This window comes from Halosimplex carlsbadense 2-9-1 (genome assembly GCF_000337455.1).
Classification (GTDB): domain Archaea; phylum Halobacteriota; class Halobacteria; order Halobacteriales; family Haloarculaceae; genus Halosimplex; species Halosimplex carlsbadense.
On record NZ_AOIU01000047.1, the window covers coordinates 108,562 to 127,029 of the forward strand.

19 protein-coding genes are annotated in these 18,468 nt (G+C 69.9%); 10 read left to right on the plus strand and 9 right to left on the minus strand.

What is annotated here, in order from left to right:
- Positions 1–329 precede the first annotated feature (329 nt).
- Positions 330–2,072, minus strand: a complete 1,743-nt coding sequence (locus tag C475_RS20705; protein ID WP_006885865.1) for a glycoside hydrolase 5 family protein — start codon at positions 2,070–2,072, stop codon at positions 330–332.
- 123 nt (positions 2,073–2,195) lie between these two features.
- Between C475_RS20705 and C475_RS20710 the strand changes: the two genes are divergently transcribed.
- Positions 2,196–3,452, plus strand: a complete 1,257-nt coding sequence (locus C475_RS20710; RefSeq protein ID WP_006885867.1) for a glycosyltransferase family 87 protein — start codon at positions 2,196–2,198, stop codon at positions 3,450–3,452.
- Between the two features lie 10 nt (positions 3,453–3,462).
- Here C475_RS20710 and C475_RS20715 read toward each other — a convergent pair whose 3' ends face one another.
- The 5 genes from C475_RS20715 to C475_RS20735 all read right to left on the minus strand — a co-directional run bounded on the left by C475_RS20715 (position 3,463) and on the right by C475_RS20735 (position 8,527).
- Positions 3,463–4,125 (minus strand): class I SAM-dependent methyltransferase, encoded by a 663-nt coding sequence (locus C475_RS20715; RefSeq protein WP_006885868.1) that lies wholly within the window; start codon positions 4,123–4,125, stop codon positions 3,463–3,465.
- Positions 4,125–5,021 carry a thiamine-phosphate synthase family protein gene (locus C475_RS20720; protein WP_006885869.1) on the minus strand — a complete coding sequence of 299 codons (897 nt, stop codon included), beginning with the start codon at positions 5,019–5,021 and terminating at the stop codon, positions 4,125–4,127. The genes C475_RS20715 and C475_RS20720 overlap by 1 nt, the downstream gene beginning before the upstream one ends.
- A gap of 30 nt (positions 5,022–5,051) precedes the next feature.
- On the minus strand, positions 5,052–5,639 hold the full coding sequence (gene dcd, locus C475_RS20725) for a dCTP deaminase (RefSeq protein ID WP_006885870.1): 588 nt from the start codon (positions 5,637–5,639) through the stop codon (positions 5,052–5,054).
- Between the two features lie 98 nt (positions 5,640–5,737).
- Positions 5,738–6,913, minus strand: a complete 1,176-nt coding sequence (locus tag C475_RS20730; RefSeq protein WP_006885871.1) for a glycosyltransferase family 39 protein — start codon at positions 6,911–6,913, stop codon at positions 5,738–5,740.
- A 90-nt stretch (positions 6,914–7,003) separates the two neighbouring features.
- Positions 7,004–8,527, minus strand: coding sequence for a glycoside hydrolase family 43 protein (locus tag C475_RS20735; protein ID WP_006885872.1), 1,524 nt, complete (start codon positions 8,525–8,527; stop codon positions 7,004–7,006).
- A gap of 129 nt (positions 8,528–8,656) precedes the next feature.
- Here C475_RS20735 and pth2 point away from each other — a divergent pair, with 129 nt between their 5' ends.
- The 5 genes from pth2 to psmB all read left to right on the plus strand — a co-directional run bounded on the left by pth2 (position 8,657) and on the right by psmB (position 11,882).
- The gene (gene pth2, locus C475_RS20740; protein WP_006885873.1) at positions 8,657–8,995 is read left to right on the plus strand and encodes a peptidyl-tRNA hydrolase Pth2; all 339 of its coding nucleotides are present in this window, start codon (positions 8,657–8,659) and stop codon (positions 8,993–8,995) included.
- 140 nt (positions 8,996–9,135) lie between these two features.
- Positions 9,136–9,528: a DUF5518 domain-containing protein gene (locus C475_RS20745; protein ID WP_152436564.1), complete on the plus strand. Its 393-nt coding sequence runs from the start codon at positions 9,136–9,138 to the stop codon at positions 9,526–9,528.
- A 271-nt stretch (positions 9,529–9,799) separates the two neighbouring features.
- Entirely contained in the window at positions 9,800–10,249 is a 450-nt protein-coding gene (locus C475_RS20750) for a hypothetical protein (protein ID WP_006885875.1), read from the plus strand.
- Between the two features lie 156 nt (positions 10,250–10,405).
- A complete protein-coding gene (gene psmA, locus C475_RS20755) occupies positions 10,406–11,149 on the plus strand; it encodes an archaeal proteasome endopeptidase complex subunit alpha (protein WP_006885876.1) in 744 nt (247 codons plus the stop codon).
- Complete coding sequence (gene psmB, locus C475_RS20760) at positions 11,142–11,882, plus strand: archaeal proteasome endopeptidase complex subunit beta (protein ID WP_006885877.1); 741 nt, start codon at positions 11,142–11,144, stop codon at positions 11,880–11,882. The genes psmA and psmB overlap by 8 nt, the downstream gene beginning before the upstream one ends.
- A 68-nt stretch (positions 11,883–11,950) precedes the next feature.
- On the opposite strand, the gene C475_RS20765 is transcribed toward psmB, so the two are convergent.
- Complete coding sequence (locus tag C475_RS20765; protein WP_006885878.1) at positions 11,951–12,223, minus strand: MarR family transcriptional regulator; 273 nt, start codon at positions 12,221–12,223, stop codon at positions 11,951–11,953.
- A 204-nt stretch (positions 12,224–12,427) separates the two neighbouring features.
- On the opposite strand from C475_RS20765, the gene C475_RS20770 reads away from it, so the two are divergent.
- The 3 genes from C475_RS20770 (at position 12,428) to C475_RS20780 (ending at position 14,670) form a co-directional block, all read left to right on the plus strand.
- Positions 12,428–12,838, plus strand: a complete 411-nt coding sequence (locus C475_RS20770; RefSeq protein ID WP_006885879.1) for a pyridoxamine 5'-phosphate oxidase family protein — start codon at positions 12,428–12,430, stop codon at positions 12,836–12,838.
- A gap of 105 nt (positions 12,839–12,943) precedes the next feature.
- Positions 12,944–13,654, plus strand: a complete 711-nt coding sequence (locus tag C475_RS20775) for a class I SAM-dependent methyltransferase (protein ID WP_006885880.1) — start codon at positions 12,944–12,946, stop codon at positions 13,652–13,654.
- Between the two features lie 113 nt (positions 13,655–13,767).
- Entirely contained in the window at positions 13,768–14,670 is a 903-nt protein-coding gene (locus C475_RS20780; protein ID WP_006885881.1) for a glycosyltransferase family 2 protein, read from the plus strand.
- Between the two features lie 332 nt (positions 14,671–15,002).
- Here the strand turns inward: C475_RS20780 and C475_RS20785 are convergent, their stop codons facing one another.
- Positions 15,003–15,824: an amidohydrolase family protein gene (locus C475_RS20785; RefSeq protein WP_006885882.1), complete on the minus strand. Its 822-nt coding sequence runs from the start codon at positions 15,822–15,824 to the stop codon at positions 15,003–15,005.
- 87 nt (positions 15,825–15,911) lie between these two features.
- The gene (locus tag C475_RS20790; RefSeq protein ID WP_006885883.1) at positions 15,912–16,340 is read right to left on the minus strand and encodes a hypothetical protein; all 429 of its coding nucleotides are present in this window, start codon (positions 16,338–16,340) and stop codon (positions 15,912–15,914) included.
- Positions 16,341–16,779: 439 nt separating this feature from the next.
- Here C475_RS20790 and thsA point away from each other — a divergent pair, with 439 nt between their 5' ends.
- Positions 16,780–18,336 carry a thermosome subunit alpha gene (gene thsA / locus C475_RS20795; RefSeq protein WP_049931109.1) on the plus strand — a complete coding sequence of 519 codons (1,557 nt, stop codon included), beginning with the start codon at positions 16,780–16,782 and terminating at the stop codon, positions 18,334–18,336.
- Positions 18,337–18,468 lie beyond the last annotated feature (132 nt).

Consider the following 18,468-nt stretch of genomic DNA (forward strand, 5'->3'; position numbering starts at 1 on the left):
ATAACAGACGTTGAAAGCCCTCGACCCGCTCGCGGTCGCTGAGCGGGATATCCGCGCTCTCCGCACCGCCGCGCGGATAGTGCCCGCTCAGACGACTACACTGCACGCGAGCGCGCCTCGCCCGTTCAGTCCACCAGGGAACGCACAGCACCGCAACCGGCCACACACCTCCCCAGCCGATTGCGTTACTCGTCGCAGGCTCCTGCGTTACTCATCCCTCGCGCAGCTATTTCGAGCGGCCCGCCAAGAGGCGGGCACGCTCGACAGCGCGCGCCACTGCGGATGTTCACCCCTGTCGGAACGTAGAGGACCGCCGACCCGTCGGGTCCTCACCCTTCATCCGTCAGTCCCCGAATCTGCTGCGTGTAGTTCTTCAGGAGCGCCACGGTCTCCTCGTCGCGCGGGTAGATGGCGTGGCGGTTCCACGGGCTGGTCCACTCGTACTCGGACTCGGTGCGCAGATCCCACACCATCGCGCCGTCGGTCCGGGTGTCGACCATCGCCTCGTACCAGCGCTCGTACATCGCGTTGCGCTCGGCGAGTTCCTCGTCGTCGGGCGTGTCGTCGCTCCGGTCGACCTCCCAGCCGAACTCCCCGCAGTAGGCGGGTTTGCCGATCTCCTCGTGGGCCTCGGTCGTGTGTCGCCGGATCCACTCGACGGATTCGTCCTTCGAGAGGCCCCAGGCGTTGGGATAGAGGTGGTACGAGGCGGAGTCGATGGCGTCTATCCCGTGCGTCTCGACGTATCGCGTCTCGTCGGCGCCGACGGGGCCGTCCGGGCCGCAGAACCCCTCCATCCCCGTCGAGACGAGGTGGTTGTCGTCGATGCCCTTGACGAACTCCGCCGTGGACTTCACCCACTCCTTGTAGGCCCCGTAGTCGGCCGACCCCGCGCGGGGTTCGTTGGCGAGTTCCCACAGCATGATCGTGGGGTCGTTCTTGTACTTCACACCCGTGACCGTGTTCTCGCGTTCGAGCAGCGTCTCGACGAACGAGCGGAAGTAGCTGACCAGTTCGTCGTTCGTGTAGAACGCCGACTTCTCCGAGGCGCCGACCCAGTCGAGGTACTGCGGGATGCCGCCGCGCCAGTCCCAGTAGTTCGACAGGGGCATCACCAGGCGGACGCCCATCCGGCCGAACTGGTAGATAACGCGGTCCAGCAGGCGGAAGGCCTCCTCGTCGAACAGCCCGGGCGCGGGCTGGAGGTAGTTCTCTTGACCCTCGCCGAAGGCGGGCACGCGCATGACGTCGAGCCCGGGGACCAGGTCGGTCCACGTCGAGAGCAGTTCCTTCGGGGGCAGGCCGCCGTCGTGGCGCGAGACCTGCGGGTGGTTGCCGCCGCTGAAGGAGGCGGGCTCGCCGTCGACGACGAACTCCGTCCCGTCAGTCTCGACGAAGTGGTCGAAGACCACGTCGTCGGCCGACCCCTCGATCGGTGTCAGCGTCGGCACGGGCGTCGATCGCGGGGTCGCGGTGGCGGTCGAGCCAGGGGCGACCGTCGAGCCGCCGTCGAGGTACGTGATCTCGACGTGGCCGAGCTGACCGCTCCAGGCCTTGTTCCCGCCGGTGAGGACGAACCGACAGCGGTCGACGCCCCCGGAGAGATCGGCCGAGAGCGTCGCGTGGTGCCAGGAGGCGCTGACCTCGCCGTACTCCTCGCGGGCGGCGTCGACGGCCGACCACGAGTCGCCGCCGTCGGGGGACTCCTCGACGCGCACGTCGCCGCCGGCGCCCTCGTGCCAGTGGAACTGGGCCGACGCCTCACGTAGTTCGCCGCCGAGGGCGTAGGCGACGGCCGCGTCGTCCGTCGTCCCCACCCGGACGAACCGCACCTCGTCGGTGCCGCCGTCGGGGTGGACGAAGTGCTCGGTGTTCGTGCTGTCGGTGCCCAGTCGGTCGGTGTCCGAGGACGGCGCCAGGTCGCCGACGCCCTCGCAGGCGTCCGTGACCGTCCGCTCGGTCGGCGTCCCACCGCCACCGTCGCCGTCGCCACCACCGCCGCTCGGACAGCCCGCGAGCCCGACGGCCGCGGCCGCGACGGCGCCCCTGAGAACCTGTCTCCGGTTCTGCATGTCCCGACTGGTGTGTGGTGTGTTACAAAAACACACCGATGGGCGCCTCGGGAGTCGGCGGTCGTCGGTCGGTACAGCCGCCGATCCGACACGCCCAAGACGCCCGCCCGCCCAGCGACGGCCGTGACCGACCGGACGCGCGACGCGCTGGCGGTGTTCGCCACGGGCGCCCTGCTCGGCGTCGCGATCCTGGTCAACTACGCCGTCAACAGACCCGACACCTTCGGGCTCAACTACCGCGTCTACCACGTCGCCGCCGAGGCCGCGCTGGCGGGGCGGGACTTCTACGCCGTCACGCCGGCCGACAGCGGCTACCACTACGTCTACCCACCCGCCGCCGTCCTCGCCGTCCTCCCCTCCGCGCTCACCGAGTCGTGGGTTCCCGGCTTCCTCGCCATCACCGCCGTCTCGACCGCCGCCAGCGCCCTCGCCGCGCGCCTGCTCGTCGGCTACGTCGAGTCGCTGGGCTACGCCGTAGGCCGCCTCGAACGCGTGTTCCTGTTCGCGTTCCTGCTCGCGTCGGCGTCCTCGGCCCCGTCGCTGGGCTACGGGCAGGTGAACCACGTCCTCGCCCTCGCGCTGGTCGCCGGGTTCGTCTGGCTCGCTCGCGACCGGGAGACCAAAGCGGGCGTCGCGCTCGCGATCCCGGCGTTCGTGAAAGTCTTCCCCGCCGCGGTCGGCCTGTGGCTGCTCCGCCGACGCGCCTGGCGCGCCATCGCCGCCGCGGTCGGGACCGCGGCGAGCCTGTTCGGACTGGGACTGCTCGCCTTCGGCGTCGACACAACCCGGACGTACGTCACCGCCGCCTTGCTGCCCCAGCGGGAGACGGCCGACTTCGTGGGCGGGCTGGCGCCGGGCAAGAGCTTCGTGACCCTCCGCCGGCCGCTGTCGGTGCTCGCCCCGAACGTCGACCCGCTCTGGTACGCCGTCGGCGCGGCGGCGCTACTCGCGCCGGTCCTCGCCGCGCTGTACTACCGCCCGCGGACCGTCACCGACCGCCACGTCGCCGTCCACGGGACCCTCGTCGCGACGGTACTCGCGTTCCCGTCGCTGTTGCTCTACTACGCATTCACCGCCTTCTCGCTCGTGGTCCTCCTCTACGACCTGCCCGCGGGCCGCGGCCGCCAGTTGTTCGTCGCCGGCGCCCTGCTGGCCAACGTCTCGCTCTCGTACGGCAACCTCCGGGAGACCCTGTGGGCGCTTCCGGTCGGTCCCGCGACGAGACGCACGATCCTCGACGCCGCGCTTCCGATACTCCGCCTCGGGACGCCGGTGCTGTGGGGGAGCCTGCTCACCCTCGCCGGCTGCCTCGTCTACCGCGTCGAGTCCGGGGCGCTGTCGGTCCCCGCGCCGCTCCGCGCAGTTTTCGACGGCGATTAGTCTCGGTTGCTCACGTCCGTTCGCCCCAGGCCAGTCCCAGGAACCCGAACCCGAACTCGTCGAAGCCGTGGTCGGAACAGTTCGAATAGACGGCGTCGCGGGCGGTCGCCACGCGTCGCTCCAGGCTCTCGACGGGCGAGACCCGTCCGTCGCCGGGCGCCGCCAGCCTGACGAACGCGCGAAAGCCCAGGTTCAGCGGCGCCGCCGCCAGGCGCTCGGACCGGCCGGCGTTGAGCAGGGCGATCCGCCCGCCCGGACCGAGCGTCTCGATCCACCGCTCGACGGCCGGCCGCGGGTCGGCGAACATCCCGACGACGAACGTCGCCAGGACGGCGTCGACCGGACCGTCGACCGGCGGCCGTCGGGCGTCGCCCTGAACGAGATGGACGTTGTCCCACCCCGCGCGGTCGACGCGCTCGCTCGCCCGGCGAAGCATTCCCCGGGTCACGTCGACGCCGACGACCCGCCCCTCCGGGCCGACGCGCTCGCGCAGCTGGGCGAAGTTCGCGCCGGTGCCACACCCCATCTCGACGACGGTGTCGCCCGGTTCGAGTCCGAGCCGGTCAGCGGCGCGGTCGCGCCAGGAGTCGACGCCCGGCGCGGTCGCCAGCCAGTCGTAGGCGGTCGCCCAGCGGCCGTAGAACGCCTGGGTCGCGCGGGCGTCGTTCGCCATTACAGTTTCCTGACCGCGCGGGCGGCGGTCGGCCCGTCCGCCCCCAGCACGTAGACGATCGGCTCGACGCCGAACCCGCCGGTCTGATAGAGCACGTCGGCGTCGGGCGAGTCGGCGAGCGCGTCGGCGACCGCCTCGGTCAGGTCGGCCTCGGCGTCGAACTCGACGGCGGTGTAACCCGCGTCAGTCAGCGTCTCGACGATGTCGGCTTCGTAGCGGACGTTGAGGGCGGCACGGGCGTCGCTGCCGCCCGCGCGGGCGGCCAGCAACACGCTCGCGACGTGCTCGCTGACGCCGAACTCCGGGTCGCCGGGGATGGCCGTCGTCCCCTCCAGGTCGAGGATGCGACCGGGCACCGCGGCCACGTCCTCGATGCCTTCGGCCTCCGGGAGGCACTCGACGAGGTTCGAACCGACGGCGGGCACCAGGTCGGGGAACTCGTCGGTGTTCTCCAGGATGCGCACCCCCCGTCGGAGCGAGGCGAGCACCTGCTCGGCCGCGCGGACGGTGCTCTCGGGGTCGTGGATAGCGAAGCGGTCGTCGCCGTACTCCGCGAGCCCCGGCATCTCCGCCTCGTGAAGCTGGGCGAGCAGGTCGCCCCGTTCCAGCCGGCGGACGAACACCTCCGCCTCGACGAGCGCCTGGACCGGGCTCATCTCGCCGCTGGCCAGCCCCTCGGCGAGCCGTTCGACGAGTTCGCGCAGGCGTCGGTCCGAGAGGAGCCGGTCGTTGCGCTCGACCTCCCCGTGGACGTACTTCGAGACGGCGCTCTGGCTGATGCCCAGCAGCTCCGCGACCTCGCTCTGGGTGAGTCCGCGCTCGCGCAGCGCCTCGGCGAGCATCGAGCGAAAGGTCGGCAGGAACTCGTCGACGACGACCTCCTCGACGAACTTCATCGGTCGGTCACCGCCGTTGTCGACAGCATGTCACTGGTCCCCACCGAACTCTCTATCGCCCTGGATCTTCGACGCTTGCGGCCCGGACTGGTCCTGGTACTTCGAGCCGCGGTCCTCGCCGTAGGGGCGGTCGGCAGGTGTCTTCAGCTCGGTGAAGGTGAGCTGGGAGATGCGCATGCCCGGGGTGAGCGCCACCGGAGCAGTCCCGAGATTGGAGAGTTCGAGCGTGATCTGGCCCTTGTACCCGGGGTCGCACAGCCCGGCAGTCGCGTGGACGACGATGGCGAGCCGCCCCAGCGAGGAGCGGCCCTCGACGTGGGCGATGAGGTCGTCGGGGATCTCGACGCGCTCGCGGGTGGTGCCGAGCACGAAGTCGCCGGGGTGGAGGATGTACTCTCCGTCTTCGGGAACCTCGACGCGGTCGGTGTAGTCCTCCGTCTCCTGTTCGCTGTTCGGATGGATACAGGGGATGTTGGCGTGCTGGAACTCCAGGAACTCCCGGCCCAGCCGCAGGTCGACGCTGGCGGGCTGGATCTGGATGTCCGGGTCGTCGAGCGGCTCGACCACCAGATCGCCGGCCTCCAGGCGTCGCAGAATATCGGCGTCCGACAGTATCATACAGAGGGCTCTCCCCGCTGGGGGTAAAACATCACGATTGCCGGCGGTGAGCGCCTCGGTGATGACCGGAGCGAGACGAACGGGGCGGTCCCCGGTCGCTACACCGGGCTCAGCGCGCCGACTCGCTCGGGCCACTCGGTCAGCGAGACGTAGTAGCCGGCGAACAGCGAGTACACGACGACGGCGGGCCCGAGGAAGTTACGCCAGCCGGCCACCCAGATGCCCATCGCGGTGACGACGACCGCGGCCAGCGGCGTCGCCCACAGCGCGAGCAGGTCCCACTCCTCGCGCCGTATCGCCGCCCGGACCCCGAGCGCGGCGAGGATCAGCAGGGGCGTGAGCGTCAGGACCGTCCGGACCGTGTGCCCCGACGACCAGCCGGGCATCACCGGCGAGAAGAACCACAGCCCGCGAAGGACGGCGATGGCGACGACGTGCTCGGCGTTGGCGACGAAGAAGTCGAGGACGCCGCTGGCCGTCGCGGGGTCGTAGCCGTAGACGACGCGCTCGGGCGTGACGATAATCCCCTCGCGCCAGTGGTACAGCATCGACCCCTTCGCCCAGCCGAACTGCAGGCGATAGGCGATGGCCGCGGCGAGGACGCCGACGATGCCGAGGTTCACCTTCGCCGGGAAGCCGAGGTTCAGCCGGCGGTCGCTGGTCGCCGGCAGGAGGTCGTAGAGCAGGTACGCGCCGACGATTGGCAGCCCGTTCGGGCGAACTAGCGCGACGAGGCCCAGCGACCCGAGCGCGAACAGTCGGTTGCGGGTCGTCGGCGTCGTGTGGTAGTGCGCCAGGCGCCACAGCGCGAGCGCGAGCGCGAACGTGAGCATGAACTCCGACTGCGGACGGACGACCCACCGGTACACCTCCCACTGGAGGGCGAGCGCGACACCGGCGACGATGCCCGCCGACCGACCGGCCAGGTGGCGACCGGTAGCGTAGACGAGGACGCAGGCGAGCGCTGAGAGCACGACCTGGACGCCGACCCAGCCGTGGACCCACTCGCCGGTCGCTTTCAGCCAGCCGCAGTAGGGGAGCCAGTAGCCGGAGTAGGCGAGCGCGCGGCTCCCGAACAGGGTCCCGGCGGAGAGCTCGTTGCACCACGCCACGTAGCGGGTGGCGTCGCGGACGACGTGGGTGCCCGTCTGGGCCCACATCCAGCCTCGGAGTCCGAGTGCGATCAGGAAGATCAGCGCGGCGTCGCGCGTGCCCGCCTCGTCCGGGAGGGGAGCGGCGAGGGCGTCGCGGACGCTGGAGTTGCGGAGGACCATGGGTAGCACCGCTGACACGACCCACCTTTGAAAAACTTCTTCATGCGCTCGCAGCGTCGCGAGCGTCGACGGACCCGGCCGCAGCGACTCTCACTCGGCCGGCTCGTAGACGAACCGCTCGACGCGAGCCGGCGTCGCGTCGGCGGGGCCGCCGTCGGCGACGGCGTAGGGGCCGACCGTCACGCCGGTGAACCCGCCCGCGACCTCCGTCGAGAGGTACTTCGACCGGGCCTCGGCGACGACCTCGCCGTCGACGCGGAACTCGTAGTTCTCCGCCGTCGCGTCGACGCCGAGCGTCGCTCGCTCGCCGACCGATTCGCGCGCGAGCACGTCGGTCGCGTCGCCGACGGTGACGCGGACGAGGGCCGTCGATCCGCCTTCGGCTCCGCCCCCGGTGTCACCGTCGCCCCCGCCGACGACCCCGACTTCGTAGTGGTGCTGTTCGTCCATGACCAGCGCCAGGCCCGCCTCCTCGCCGGGGTCGGGGTCGAAGACCAGATCGGCGCGGATCCGGCAGTCGAAGTTCGTCTGCCGGCGGGCGAGGAAGGTCGTCCCCGTCTCGTCTAGCGTCTCGGGACCGCCCCGGAGGACGAGGCCGTCGTCGGTGAACGCGTAGCGGTCCCGGTCGGGCGTCCGCCGGTAGAGGAACTCGTGGCTGCGCCCCTCGGAGAAGTCGGTGTCCGTGTGTTCGACCGGGTCCGGGTCGGCATCTGCGCGAGCGGGGTCGCCCGGCAACGTGTCCGCGTCGATCTCGGGCGGAATCGCGCCGCTCTCGACGACCGGCCAGCCCTCGTCCCAGGAGACGGGCGCGAGGAACGTCTCGCGGCCGAGGTGGTGCCAGCCGGGGAACCCGCCGCGCGGGCGGATGCCCAGGCAGACCAGCCACCAGTTCCCGTCGGCGTCGGTGACGAAGTCGGCGTGGCCCGCCGCGTGTACGTCGCGGTAGAAGTCGTCGCGGTGGGTGAGGATCGGGTTCTGGGGATGGGGGTCGAACGGTCCCGTCGGGTCGTCGCTCCGACCCACCATCACCGAGTGGCCGGTGTGGGTGCCGCCCTCGGCGACGACGAGGTAGTAGCTCCCCGCCCGCTCGTAGAGATGCGGCGCTTCGGCGTGGGGGTCCTCGTGGCCGGTCCAGACGGTGTACTGCTCGCCGAGTTCTCCCGTCCCGGGGTCGATCTCGGCCTGTTCGATCCGCCGGTCGTCGTCGGTGGTGAAGTAGGTGAAATAGCAGGTGTCACCCTCGAAGAACAGGTCCGGGTCGATCCCCGGCGCGTCGACGGAGACCGGGTCGGACCACTCGCCCGCCGGGTCCTCGGCGGTGACGACGAAGTGGCCGCCGCCGCTCGTGTTCGTCGACGTGAGGTAGAACGTGCCGTCGTGCTCCCGGATCGTCGGCGCGAAGATCCCGCCGGAGGTCCGGGCGTCGCGAGTGTCCAGTTGCGACTCGCGCGTGAGCGCGTGGCCGATCGGCTCCCAGTCGACCAGGTTCTCGCTCCGGTAGAGCGGGAGGCCGGGGACGTACTCGAAGGAACTCGTCGTCAGATAGAACGTCTCGCCGACGCGGCATATCGAGGGGTCGGGGTGGAATCCGGGTAGGACGGGGTTCGATGGCATGTCCCACCGCTCGACGGGGCGGGTGGTAACTCCTGCGGACCCTCGTCGGCGCCGGACCGTCGCGGTCGCCGGGCGCTCGTCCGGTGGGGGATGGAAAGGCAGATACGCCGGCCCGCCCACCCCGACGATATGAAACAGGCCATCGTCGCCCGCGCCGACCTCAGAATGGGCGAGGGGAAGCTCGCAGCGCAAGTCGCCCACGCGTCGCTCATGGCCTTCGAGGACGCCGACCGACAGGCCGCCAGCGAGTGGAAAGGCAGCGGCCAGAAGAAAGTCGTCCTCCAGGCCGACGGCGAATCGCAGCTGTTCGAACTCGCCGACAAGGCCGAACGCGAGGGCCTGCCCCACGCTGTCGTCCGCGACGCCGGCCACACCCAGCTCGAACCCGGCACCGCCAGCGCCCTCGCCGTCGGTCCCGCCCGCGACGATCTGGTGGACAAGGTGACCGGGGACCTCTCGCTGTACTGATCGGGGTCGATCGACCGATTCACGTCGCGGACAACTCGCGTCCATTCCTCCCGTGGCCGCGGGCATCTGGCACGTGAAGCTGAAATTACCTCCCGGTGTCGGCAACTTCGCTTAACACGTCAGCCAGTCAGAATTCGCGTATGGTAAAATGGATGGCCGTAGCCTACGGAATCGTCGCATCGCTCGTAATCGGGCTCCTCGGTGGACTGGGTCTCCCGTTCACCGATGCGACGCTCCCGACGCTCGGTGCGGGGGTGACCGGCCTCGTCGCCGGCGCGATAGCCGGATACGCCGCCCGTGAGGGGTTGGGTGGCGGCGCGCTCCACGGGTTCCTGGCGACGACGATCGGGGGGATCCTCGTCGCGCTGGTCCTCCTGTTCGCCGGGACGCTCGTGGCGGGTATCTTCGGGTTCAGCGCCGGCGTCGTCGCGCTGATCTGGGTCGCCGCGACCGGGATCCCCGGCGCGGTCGGCGGTGCGATCGGCGGCGCCGTCGCACCGGAAGCGGAGGCGGCCGGCCAGCCCGTCGCCTGACGGCCGCCCCCGTTCGCTCGGCCCCGAGTAGCCCGAGCGTATCGGGTCGAATCGCCGCATAGCGGTCCGATTCGGCGGCTTCACCGCCGCAATCGTCGGTTTTCCGTCGTCCGTTCGGCGGGACGGATGCCACGAGTTAAGCCCGCGTAGCCGAGAGGTAGGGTATCGCCATGACCGTGCGACCCGTCGCGACCCAGTACAGTCCCGACCGAACGCCGACTGCCGACGGTTCGCGGAGCCTACCGCGAGGCGGCCGCGGGGGGCGCCGCTGATGTACGAGACGACCGCCGTCGCCCGACTCACTGGCGCGGTCTCCCTGCCGGTCGCGCTCGCGGTCTGGGGGCTGGGTTCCGTGCTCGCCGGCGGCGGGACGACCGCGTCGACGTGGGCGCTGGGGCTCGCCGTCATGTTTCCCGTCAGCGCGCTCGCGCTCGGATACGCCGGCGGCCGCACCCCGCCGAGGACCGGGTCGGAGTACGCCCTCGGGCTCGTCGTCGCCGTCGCGGCCGCCTCGGTCACGTATCTCGCCGCGCTCGCGGTCGGCCTCCCGCTGGTCGCCACCCTCGTCGGGGCGAGCCCGTTCGAACTCCTCGTCGCCGCCAGTGGCTTCGGCCTGCTCGCGACGACGCTCGCGGTCGTCGACGCTCGGTACGTCCGGCACCCGCCCACCGCGGCCCGCCTCGAAGCGCGGTACCTCGACGACCCCGTCGGCGACGACTGACCGGCCCCGCCGAGGCCCGAACCGTTACCGACGCCACCCCGGACCGCTGGACGCCACCCCCAGCGCGACCGCTTCGAACTCACGGCCCCGGTGAAAAGGCCTATATATAGCAACTCCTAACTGGAGGTTAGTCACGACGACTCAGTGACGCACACTATGCAGGATCAGAACCAGCAGGCGTACGACCGCGGGACGTCGATCTTCTCGCCGGACGGACGCCTCTATCAGGTCGAGTACGCCCGGGAAGCGATCAAGCGCGGCACCGCCAGCGTCGGGGTTCGCACCGCCGACGGCGTGGTGCTCGCGGCGGACCGGCAGGTGCGATCGCCACTCGTCGAGGAACAGAGCATCGAGAAACTCCACCGCGTCGACGACCACATCGCGGTCGCGAGCGCGGGCCACGTCGCCGACGCGCGCCAACTCGTCGACTTCGCGCGCGAGCAGGCGCAGGTCAACAAGCTGCGCTACGACGAGCCGATCGGCGTCGAGTCGCTGGCCAAGGAGGTCACCGACTACATCCAGCGCTACACCCAGAGCGGCGGCGTCCGCCCGTTCGGCGTGGCGCTGGCCATCGGCGGCGTCGACCCCGACGGCACGCCGAAGCTCTTCGAGACGGACCCCTCGGGGACGCCCTACGAGTGGAAGGCGACCGCCATCGGCGGCAACCGCGAGGCGCTGCAGGGCTTCCTCGAAGACGAGTACCGCGCGGAGATGGATCTCGATTCAGGGATCTCCCTCGCGCTGGAGACCATCGCGCAGGGCGAGGACGACGAGGCGGTCGACCCCGCGGCCGCCGAGGTGACCGTGGTCGACACAGAGACCCACCGGGTGCGCTCGCTCGACCCCGAGGAGATCGCGAGCCACCTCGACGAGCTGGACGGAGGTGAGGCCGATGAGTAGATTCACCGACCCGCTGACCGGCGCCGACGCCGTCGGCGACCCGACCGCGCCCGAACTCACCGACGGGTTCGACGACGCGGGCGGGGCCGGCGGCGCGAACGCGGGGGACCGCGACGAGGGGAGCGTGAACAAGACCGGGACGACCACCGTCGGCATCAGCACGGACGACGGCGTCATCGTCGCGACGGACCGGCGCGCCTCGCTGGGCGGTCGATTCGTCTCGAACAAGTCCGTCCAGAAGGTCGAGCAGATCCACCCGACCGGCGTCCTGACGCTGGTCGGCTCCGTGGGCGGCGCCCAGTCGTTCATCCGGACGCTCCGCTCGGAAGCGGACCTCTACGAGGTGCGCAAGGGCGAGTCGATCGGTATCCACGCGCTGGCGACGCTGGCGGGCAACTTCGCCCGCGGCGGGCCGTGGTTCGCCATCAACCCGATCCTCGCCGGCGTCGACGAGGAGGGCAGCCACGTCTACTCCATCGACCCCGCCGGCGGCGTCATGGCCGACGACTACACGGTCACCGGCTCGGGGATGCAGCTCGCCTACGGGACCATCGAGGGCGAGTACGACGACGAGATGAGTATGGCCGACGCCCGCGACCTGGCCGTCCGGGCGGTCGACGCCGCCAGCGAGCGCGACACGGGCTCTGGCAACGGCGTCTACGTCGCGGAGGTCACCGCCGACGGCGTCGACATCGAGGGCTTCGACGACACTGACGCGGCGCTGGCCGAGTAGCGACCGAGAACGTGAACGGCGCCGGCCTCGCGACCCACCCGTTTCGGAGACGCGCGAGCGGCGGTCGCTCAGCTGTTGAGGAAGTAGACCTGTTTTCGGGCGTCGTGGAAGCTGTAGCGCGAGCCCACGAGGCCGGACTCTTCGAGTCGGTTGAGAGCGTAGCGGACGGTCCGGTCGGGCAGCAGCGACTCCTCGGCGAGCTGACCCTGCGAGAGCGGGGCGTCCGTCTCCAGTACTTTCGCGACTAGCTTCGCGCTCGGGGGGAGCTCGCGGAGTCGCTCGCGGAACTCGGCCTCACCCAGTGCTTCTTCGGCCGCGGGCTCGTCTATCGTCGTACTCATACTGCTTCGTCTCGCGAGAGTACTGGTAAAAGTTGGCTATATGGATGACCAAATAGTCCAAACCATATAAGGTCCCCTAGTATTTTCGCCCGTTCGTCGAACACATCGCCAGTAGGCGGCGGTTTCGGCGGGATCCGCACCCGAAAACCGGATGCCGTCGCTTACGAGGGCCACCTTTTCGGTGCCGTGGGCCGAGGAGTCGGTATGTCGTCGATCCCCGAGTCGTACCACGAACTGTTCGAGAAAGAGACCTACGCGCACTTCGCGACGCTGACGCCGGAGGGGTTCCCGCACGTCACGCCGGTCTGGATCGACTACGACCCCGGAGCCGACCGAGTGCTGGTCAACACGGCGCGCGGGCGCCGCAAGGAGCGCAACGTCCGGGCGGACCCACGCGTCGGCGTGAGCATGGTCGACCCGGACGACGCCTACCGGTACTGCTCGGTGGTCGGCGAGGTGTCGGCGCTGACCGACGAGGGCGCCGAGGACCACATCGACGGTCTGGCGGCCCGCTATCTGGGTACCGAGACGTACCCCGGGTACGAGAACGACCCGGGGCCCAGGATGATCGTCGAGATCCGGCCGGACGAGGTGTTCACGGCGGACGTCTCGTAGCGGCGACCCCGCGAGGCGAGGCCGGCAGAGAGGGGATCGGTCGACCCGGTCGGCCCCGAGCGCTTTCAGTACTCTTTTGCCCCCCGAGGGGGCAAATTCGGTATCGTGAAGGGTCAGGAGTGGTACCAGCAGGAAACTGTCGTCGAGTCCTACGAGGACAAACGCTTCTCCCGCGGTGGGGGTCGGCTCACCGACCGGCTTGAGAAGGAGGCGGTCGGCGAAGCGCTCGCGCCCGTCGAAGGCAGGAAGATCCTCGAAATCGCCTGCGGCACCGGCCGCTTTTCCGTGATGCTCGCCCAGCAGGGAGCGGACGTGGTCGGGCTGGACATCTCGGCACCGATGCTCGGCGAGGGTCGGCGGAAGGCCCGCCAGGCCGGCGTCGACGACCACCTCGAGTTCCTCCGCGGGGACGCGGCCCGTCTGCCGTTCCCCGACGACCACTTCGACTCCGTGTTCGCCATCCGCTTTTTCCACCTCGTCGACGAGCCCAAGCGGTACCTCCGCGAACTCGCCCGGGTCTCCAGCGACCAGGTCGTCTTCGAGACGTACAACCGGTTTTCGGGTCGGTCGCTGTACAACTGGGCGCTCCCGATGGGGTCGCGGCTGTACTCCCGGCGGGAGGTCGACGGCATGCTCGCCGCCGCCGACCTGCGGCTGACCGACGAGACCCACGAGTTCGTCGTTCCCTTCGGCCTCTACCGCAAGCTCCCCGGCGGCGTCGCGAAGGCGTTCCGCAAGCTCGAGGAAGGGATCGACCGCACGCCGCTGGGCGACAGCCTCGCCTCGATCTCCTACTGGTCGGCCACCGTCGAGTGACCGACGGGCGGTCCGGTCCGCGGTCGGCCCCGCCTCGCACAGCCGTCTAACTCGGATTCACGGCGCCCGTTCGTCCCACGACTTTTATACGCATCGAGCCTGCTACGGACTGTATGCAGCTCTCGGTGGTGGTTCCGACGCTCGACGGCCGGGAGCAACTCGCCCGGACGCTCGACGCGCTGGCCGGGCACGTCCCCGCGGTCGAGGTGGTGGTGGTCAACGGCCCGTCGACCGACGGGACGACCGGGATGGTCCGCGAGCGCGACGACGTGGACGTGCTCGTCGAGGTCGCCGACCGGACCGTCACGGCCGCGCGCAACGCCGGTATCGAACAGACCACCGGTGACGCCGTCGCGCTGGTCGACCAGGGCCTGGCCGTGACCGACGAATGGTACGACTCGCTGGTCGAGGGCCTGACCGACGCCGACGTGGTCTCCGGCCCGGTCCACGAGCGACTGCGCGGCGGCATGACGACCGAAGCGGTCGAGTCCGACGCGCTCGCCGGCCGCGAGATAACGTACTTCAACGGCGGTAACGTGGCCTTTTCGCGACCCGCACTGGACGCGCTGGACGGCTTCGACGAGTACCTGGAGATCGGCAGCGCCCGCGACGGCGCCCACCGGCTGGCGAACCTCGACTACGCGGTGACCTGGCAGTCCGGGATGGGCGTCGCCCGCCAGGTCGGCGCCGACGGCGGCGGCCCGACGAGCGAGCCCGGCTGGAAGTATCGCTCGCTCGCCTACCGCCTCGTCAAGAACTACGGCGTTCGCCCGCGTGTGGCCGCGCGGATGGTAGCCCACGCCGGCCGCGACGCGCTCGACTCGCTGCGCGACGTGGCTCGCGGCGACGGCACGCCGTCGAACTGGCTGACCACCGGCCGGGACGTGCTCTCGGGACTCGCTGTCGGCTCCAAGGACGGTCTCTGGGCACGCCTGCTCGACCGATCGCCTCGCCGCAACCCGTACGGCCGTTCGGCCCGCTCGGACCGTGCCGTCGCCGTCTACGACCGCCGCTGACCGGCTGTCTTCTGCGTTCGAGCGTCCGTATCGTCGAACGACCGGACAGCGATTCGTGGTGAGAGTAGTGAGTGCGGTCGGCGCGCGCTGTCGCGGCGTTTATGCCGCGACAGCATCGTGCGAGGGATGACTGAGCGAGCGCAGCGAGCGAAGGAATCGGTTGGGGAGGTGTGTGGCTGTTTGTGGTTGCTGTGCTGTCCTGTCGGACTGAAAGGGCGAGGCGCGCTCGCGTTCAGTTTAGTCGTCTCAGCGGGGCGAGGGCGTTCATCGATTGCTGTCCCTGCCGGTCGAGTCACCAGCCAGCGAGCGGGTCGAGAATGTTCAGCCGAAAGCTACCCGTCGCCGGCGGGCGCGAGCGCGTCGAAGACGCGGCCGGGATTGTTCGAGAAGACCTTCGTCATCGCGTCCTCGGGCACGTCGAGTGTCAGCACTTCCATGACGGCGACGTTGGGGTGGGCGGCGGGCGAGCCGCTGCCGAAACAGACCCGGTCGGGGTGTTCCATGATCGCCCGCTCCAGGGGGTCGCGGTAGCGGACGAAGCTCGTGTCCAGGTATAGCGACGAGGAGTGGTCGAGCAGGTCGATGCTGCGCTCCATCAGCGCCCGGTCGAGCGGGTGGCCGCCGAAGTGGGCGAGGACGACCGGGAAGTCGTATTCGAGGAGGGTGGCCTCGACGGCTTCGGGCGGGAAGTCGCGGCCGCCGTGGACGATGGTCGGCAGGCCCACCTCGGCCAGACCTTCGAGGACCTCCTCGTCGGGGAGCCCGTCGCGCGGGGGATTGAGCTTGAAGCCGACGAAGCGGTCGTCGTAGGCGTACTGCTCCACGTCCTCGGGGGAGGTGTGGTCGTCACCGCGACTGGCGGTGAGGTTCCGGAGTTTCGCCGCGGTCGTGTCGCCGGGGTCGCGAGCGCCGTTGATCCGGGCGACGGCGACGAACGGCCGCCCGACGCTCATCCGCGCGACGGCGTTGTTCGCCGGCAGGTAGGTGCCCTCGCGTTCGCTCGGGAACACGAGCGACCGCACCACACCGGCCTGGTGCATCTCCCGCTCCAGCCGCTCGGGGTCGCCCAGCCCCTCGCGCTGGCGGCGGTCCTCGTCCGGCTCCAGCCGCGCGTGTACGTCGACCACCCGGAACCCGTGCTCCAGCTCCAGCATTCACCCTATCATGTGTGGAGGTGATTGAAACGGTTGTCGGAGCGACCGGGGGACTGGTCGGATCGGCCTTTTGACTCGTCGTCGGGGTCAGTCCGCGAGGCGGCGGGCGAGTCTCCCGAGTCCGAATCCGACCGTTCCCGCGAGACCGGCGTAGACGGCCGAGACGAGCACGTAGACCCCGACGAGGACCCACATATGTCCCGCGAATATTCCCGGACGGGAGTGTGGAACGACGTACGCGGCGACGAGGACGAAGTTGACCCCGAGACAGCTCGCCAGCCCGAACCCGTAGTAGCTGACGACCAGACCGACCGAGAGGGCTGCGACCCCCTCGACCGGGAACGACCCCGGGACCACGACGAACGGAATTCGCAGTCCCAGGCTGAACGTGGGTGAGACGGTCGCGCTCCGCACTAGCAGGATGGCGGCCGCCGCGCAGACCGTGGCGTTCCAGAGCCGGCGGCTGTGTTGCTCATTGGTCTCGAACACCCACGACGGGAGGCTCCGAGCGGACACAGACGGTGTGATTCCACCGTTCGTTGTAGCTCTTCTGTGAGATCACGACCACCAACACTCGACGGCAGTGGCGTCACTACGGTCGACAGCGGGAGGTGGCTGCGACCGCAACAGCAACCGTCCCGCACAGCGACCGCGGACGGCCACAACCCTCCCCAACCGATTCGCTCCTGCCGTCGCTCGTCCCTCGCGCGGCTGCGTCGACGCACGAGAGCGCGCGACAGCGCACGCCACCACACCCGGCCACACCGACTTTCCACGGCCGAATCCGACGAGAAAAACCCGACCCAGTTCATCCTATTTAAACGCTTCCCGGGAAATCGAATGGTGACACCTCACACACCGCTGGCGGTGGTTGTGGGGGGTGCTTGGAAAGTTTTATATAGAACCGCTAACGATGAATAGATGAACCTCAACCATGTCATCTGGCCAGCGACGCATGGGTGGACAGCCGATGTTCATCCTCAACGAGGACAGTGAACGCACGCAAGGCAAGGACGCTCAGAGCTCCAACATCACGGCCGGCAAGGCCGTCAGCGAGTCCGTACGGACCACACTCGGTCCGCGCGGTATGGACAAGATGCTCGTCTCCGACGGCGGCGACGTCGTCATCACGAACGACGGCGCGACCATCCTGGACGAGATGGACATCGAGCACCCGGCCGCGCAGATGATCTCCGAGGTCGCCGAGACCCAGGAGGTCGAGGTCGGCGACGGCACGACCACCGCTGCCGTGCTCGCCGGCGAACTGCTCAGTCAGGCCGAGGACCTGCTCGACGACGACGTCCACCCGACGACCATCGTCGAGGGGTACTACGCCGCCCTCTCGATGGCCCACGAGGCCATCGACGAGATCAAGCTCGACGAGGAGCTCGACGACGACCTCCTCGAAACGGTCGCTCGCTCGTCGATGACCGGCAAGGGCACCGGCGACGTCTCCGCCGAGCGCCTCGCCGAGACCGTCGTCGACGCCGTCCGCCGCGTCGAGAACGACGCCGGCGTCGTCCGCGACAACATCACCGTCTACACCCAGACGGGCTCGTCCTCGTCGGCCACCCGCCTCGTCGACGGCGTCCTCATCGACGAGGAGCCGGTCCACGACAACATGCCGACCAGCTTCGAGGACCCGCAGATCGCCTTCGTCAACGACGATATCGAGGTCCGCGAGGCCTCCATCGACGCCGAGTACAACGTCTCCAACGTCGACGACCTCAACACCGCCATCGAGGCCGAGGAGAACGAACTCCGCGGCTACGCCGAGCACGTCGTCGACCTCGGTGTCGACGTGCTGTTCGTCGACGGCGACGTGGCCGACCAGGTCGCCGCCATCCTCGCCAAGAACGGCGTCGCCGCCTTCGAGGTCGGCGACGACGAGGGCGACGAGCTCGCCCACGCCACCGGCCTCTCGCGGGCCGCCGGCGTTCAGGAGCTCGAAGCCGACGACCTGGGCTCGGCGGGCTCGCTCTCCGTCGAGAAGTTCGGTGACAACTACGTCACCTTCGTCGAGGACGGCGACGCGGGCCAGTCGGTCACCGTCTTCGCCCGCGGCGGCACCGAACACGTCACCGACGAACTCGAACGCGTCCTCGGCGACGCGCTCGACGTCGTGACGGCCGCCCTCGACCAGGGCGGCGTCGTCCCCGGCGCCGGCGCCACCGAGATCGCCGTCGCCGACCACATCCGCAGCGAGGCCGCCGGCGTCGAAGGCCGCAAGCAGCTCGCCGTCGAGGCCTTCGCCGACGCCGTCGACGTCCTCCCGCGCACGCTCGCCGAGAACACGGGCATGGACCCCATCGACGCGCTCGTCGACCTCCGTGCCGAGTACGAGAGCGAGGGCATCGCCGGTATCATCTCCGAGGGCCAGACCGGCGTCATCGACGACCCCGTCGAACTGGGCGTCCTCGACCCCGTCGCGGTCAAGGACGAGGCCGTCGAGTCCGCCGCCGAGGCCGCGACGATGATCGTCCGCATCGACGACGTCATCTCCGCGAGCTAGCGACCGCCGGCCATCCGGCTTCGCCGCTTCGACTACCGATTTTTCGCCGCTCGCGCCCCCACAGCGATATCCCCGTCCGCCGTCGCCGCCCTCGCCGGAACGGGACTCGCTCGCCGGCACCACTTTCAACCG

Excerpts from the sequence above, each read along its gene's own strand:
- psmB (WP_006885877.1), top strand. The coding sequence starts at position 11,142 with ATGAGTAGATTCACCGACCCGCTGACCGGCGCCGACGCCGTCGGCGAC.
- dcd (WP_006885870.1), bottom strand. The coding sequence starts at position 5,639 with ATGATACTGTCGGACGCCGATATTCTGCGACGCCTGGAGGCCGGCGAT.
- C475_RS20750 (WP_006885875.1), top strand. The coding sequence starts at position 9,800 with ATGTACGAGACGACCGCCGTCGCCCGACTCACTGGCGCGGTCTCCCTG.
- C475_RS20780 (WP_006885881.1), top strand. The coding sequence starts at position 13,768 with ATGCAGCTCTCGGTGGTGGTTCCGACGCTCGACGGCCGGGAGCAACTC.
- C475_RS20785 (WP_006885882.1), bottom strand. The coding sequence starts at position 15,824 with ATGCTGGAGCTGGAGCACGGGTTCCGGGTGGTCGACGTACACGCGCGG.
- C475_RS20720 (WP_006885869.1), bottom strand. The coding sequence starts at position 5,021 with ATGAAGTTCGTCGAGGAGGTCGTCGTCGACGAGTTCCTGCCGACCTTT.
- C475_RS20770 (WP_006885879.1), top strand. The coding sequence starts at position 12,428 with ATGTCGTCGATCCCCGAGTCGTACCACGAACTGTTCGAGAAAGAGACC.
- pth2 (WP_006885873.1), top strand. The coding sequence starts at position 8,657 with ATGAAACAGGCCATCGTCGCCCGCGCCGACCTCAGAATGGGCGAGGGG.
- thsA (WP_049931109.1), top strand. The coding sequence starts at position 16,780 with ATGGGTGGACAGCCGATGTTCATCCTCAACGAGGACAGTGAACGCACG.
- C475_RS20745 (WP_152436564.1), top strand. The coding sequence starts at position 9,136 with ATGGTAAAATGGATGGCCGTAGCCTACGGAATCGTCGCATCGCTCGTA.
- psmA (WP_006885876.1), top strand. The coding sequence starts at position 10,406 with ATGCAGGATCAGAACCAGCAGGCGTACGACCGCGGGACGTCGATCTTC.
- C475_RS20765 (WP_006885878.1), bottom strand. The coding sequence starts at position 12,223 with ATGAGTACGACGATAGACGAGCCCGCGGCCGAAGAAGCACTGGGTGAG.
- C475_RS20705 (WP_006885865.1), bottom strand. The coding sequence starts at position 2,072 with ATGCAGAACCGGAGACAGGTTCTCAGGGGCGCCGTCGCGGCCGCGGCC.
- C475_RS20715 (WP_006885868.1), bottom strand. The coding sequence starts at position 4,125 with ATGGCGAACGACGCCCGCGCGACCCAGGCGTTCTACGGCCGCTGGGCG.
- C475_RS20730 (WP_006885871.1), bottom strand. The coding sequence starts at position 6,913 with ATGGTCCTCCGCAACTCCAGCGTCCGCGACGCCCTCGCCGCTCCCCTC.
- C475_RS20735 (WP_006885872.1), bottom strand. The coding sequence starts at position 8,527 with ATGCCATCGAACCCCGTCCTACCCGGATTCCACCCCGACCCCTCGATA.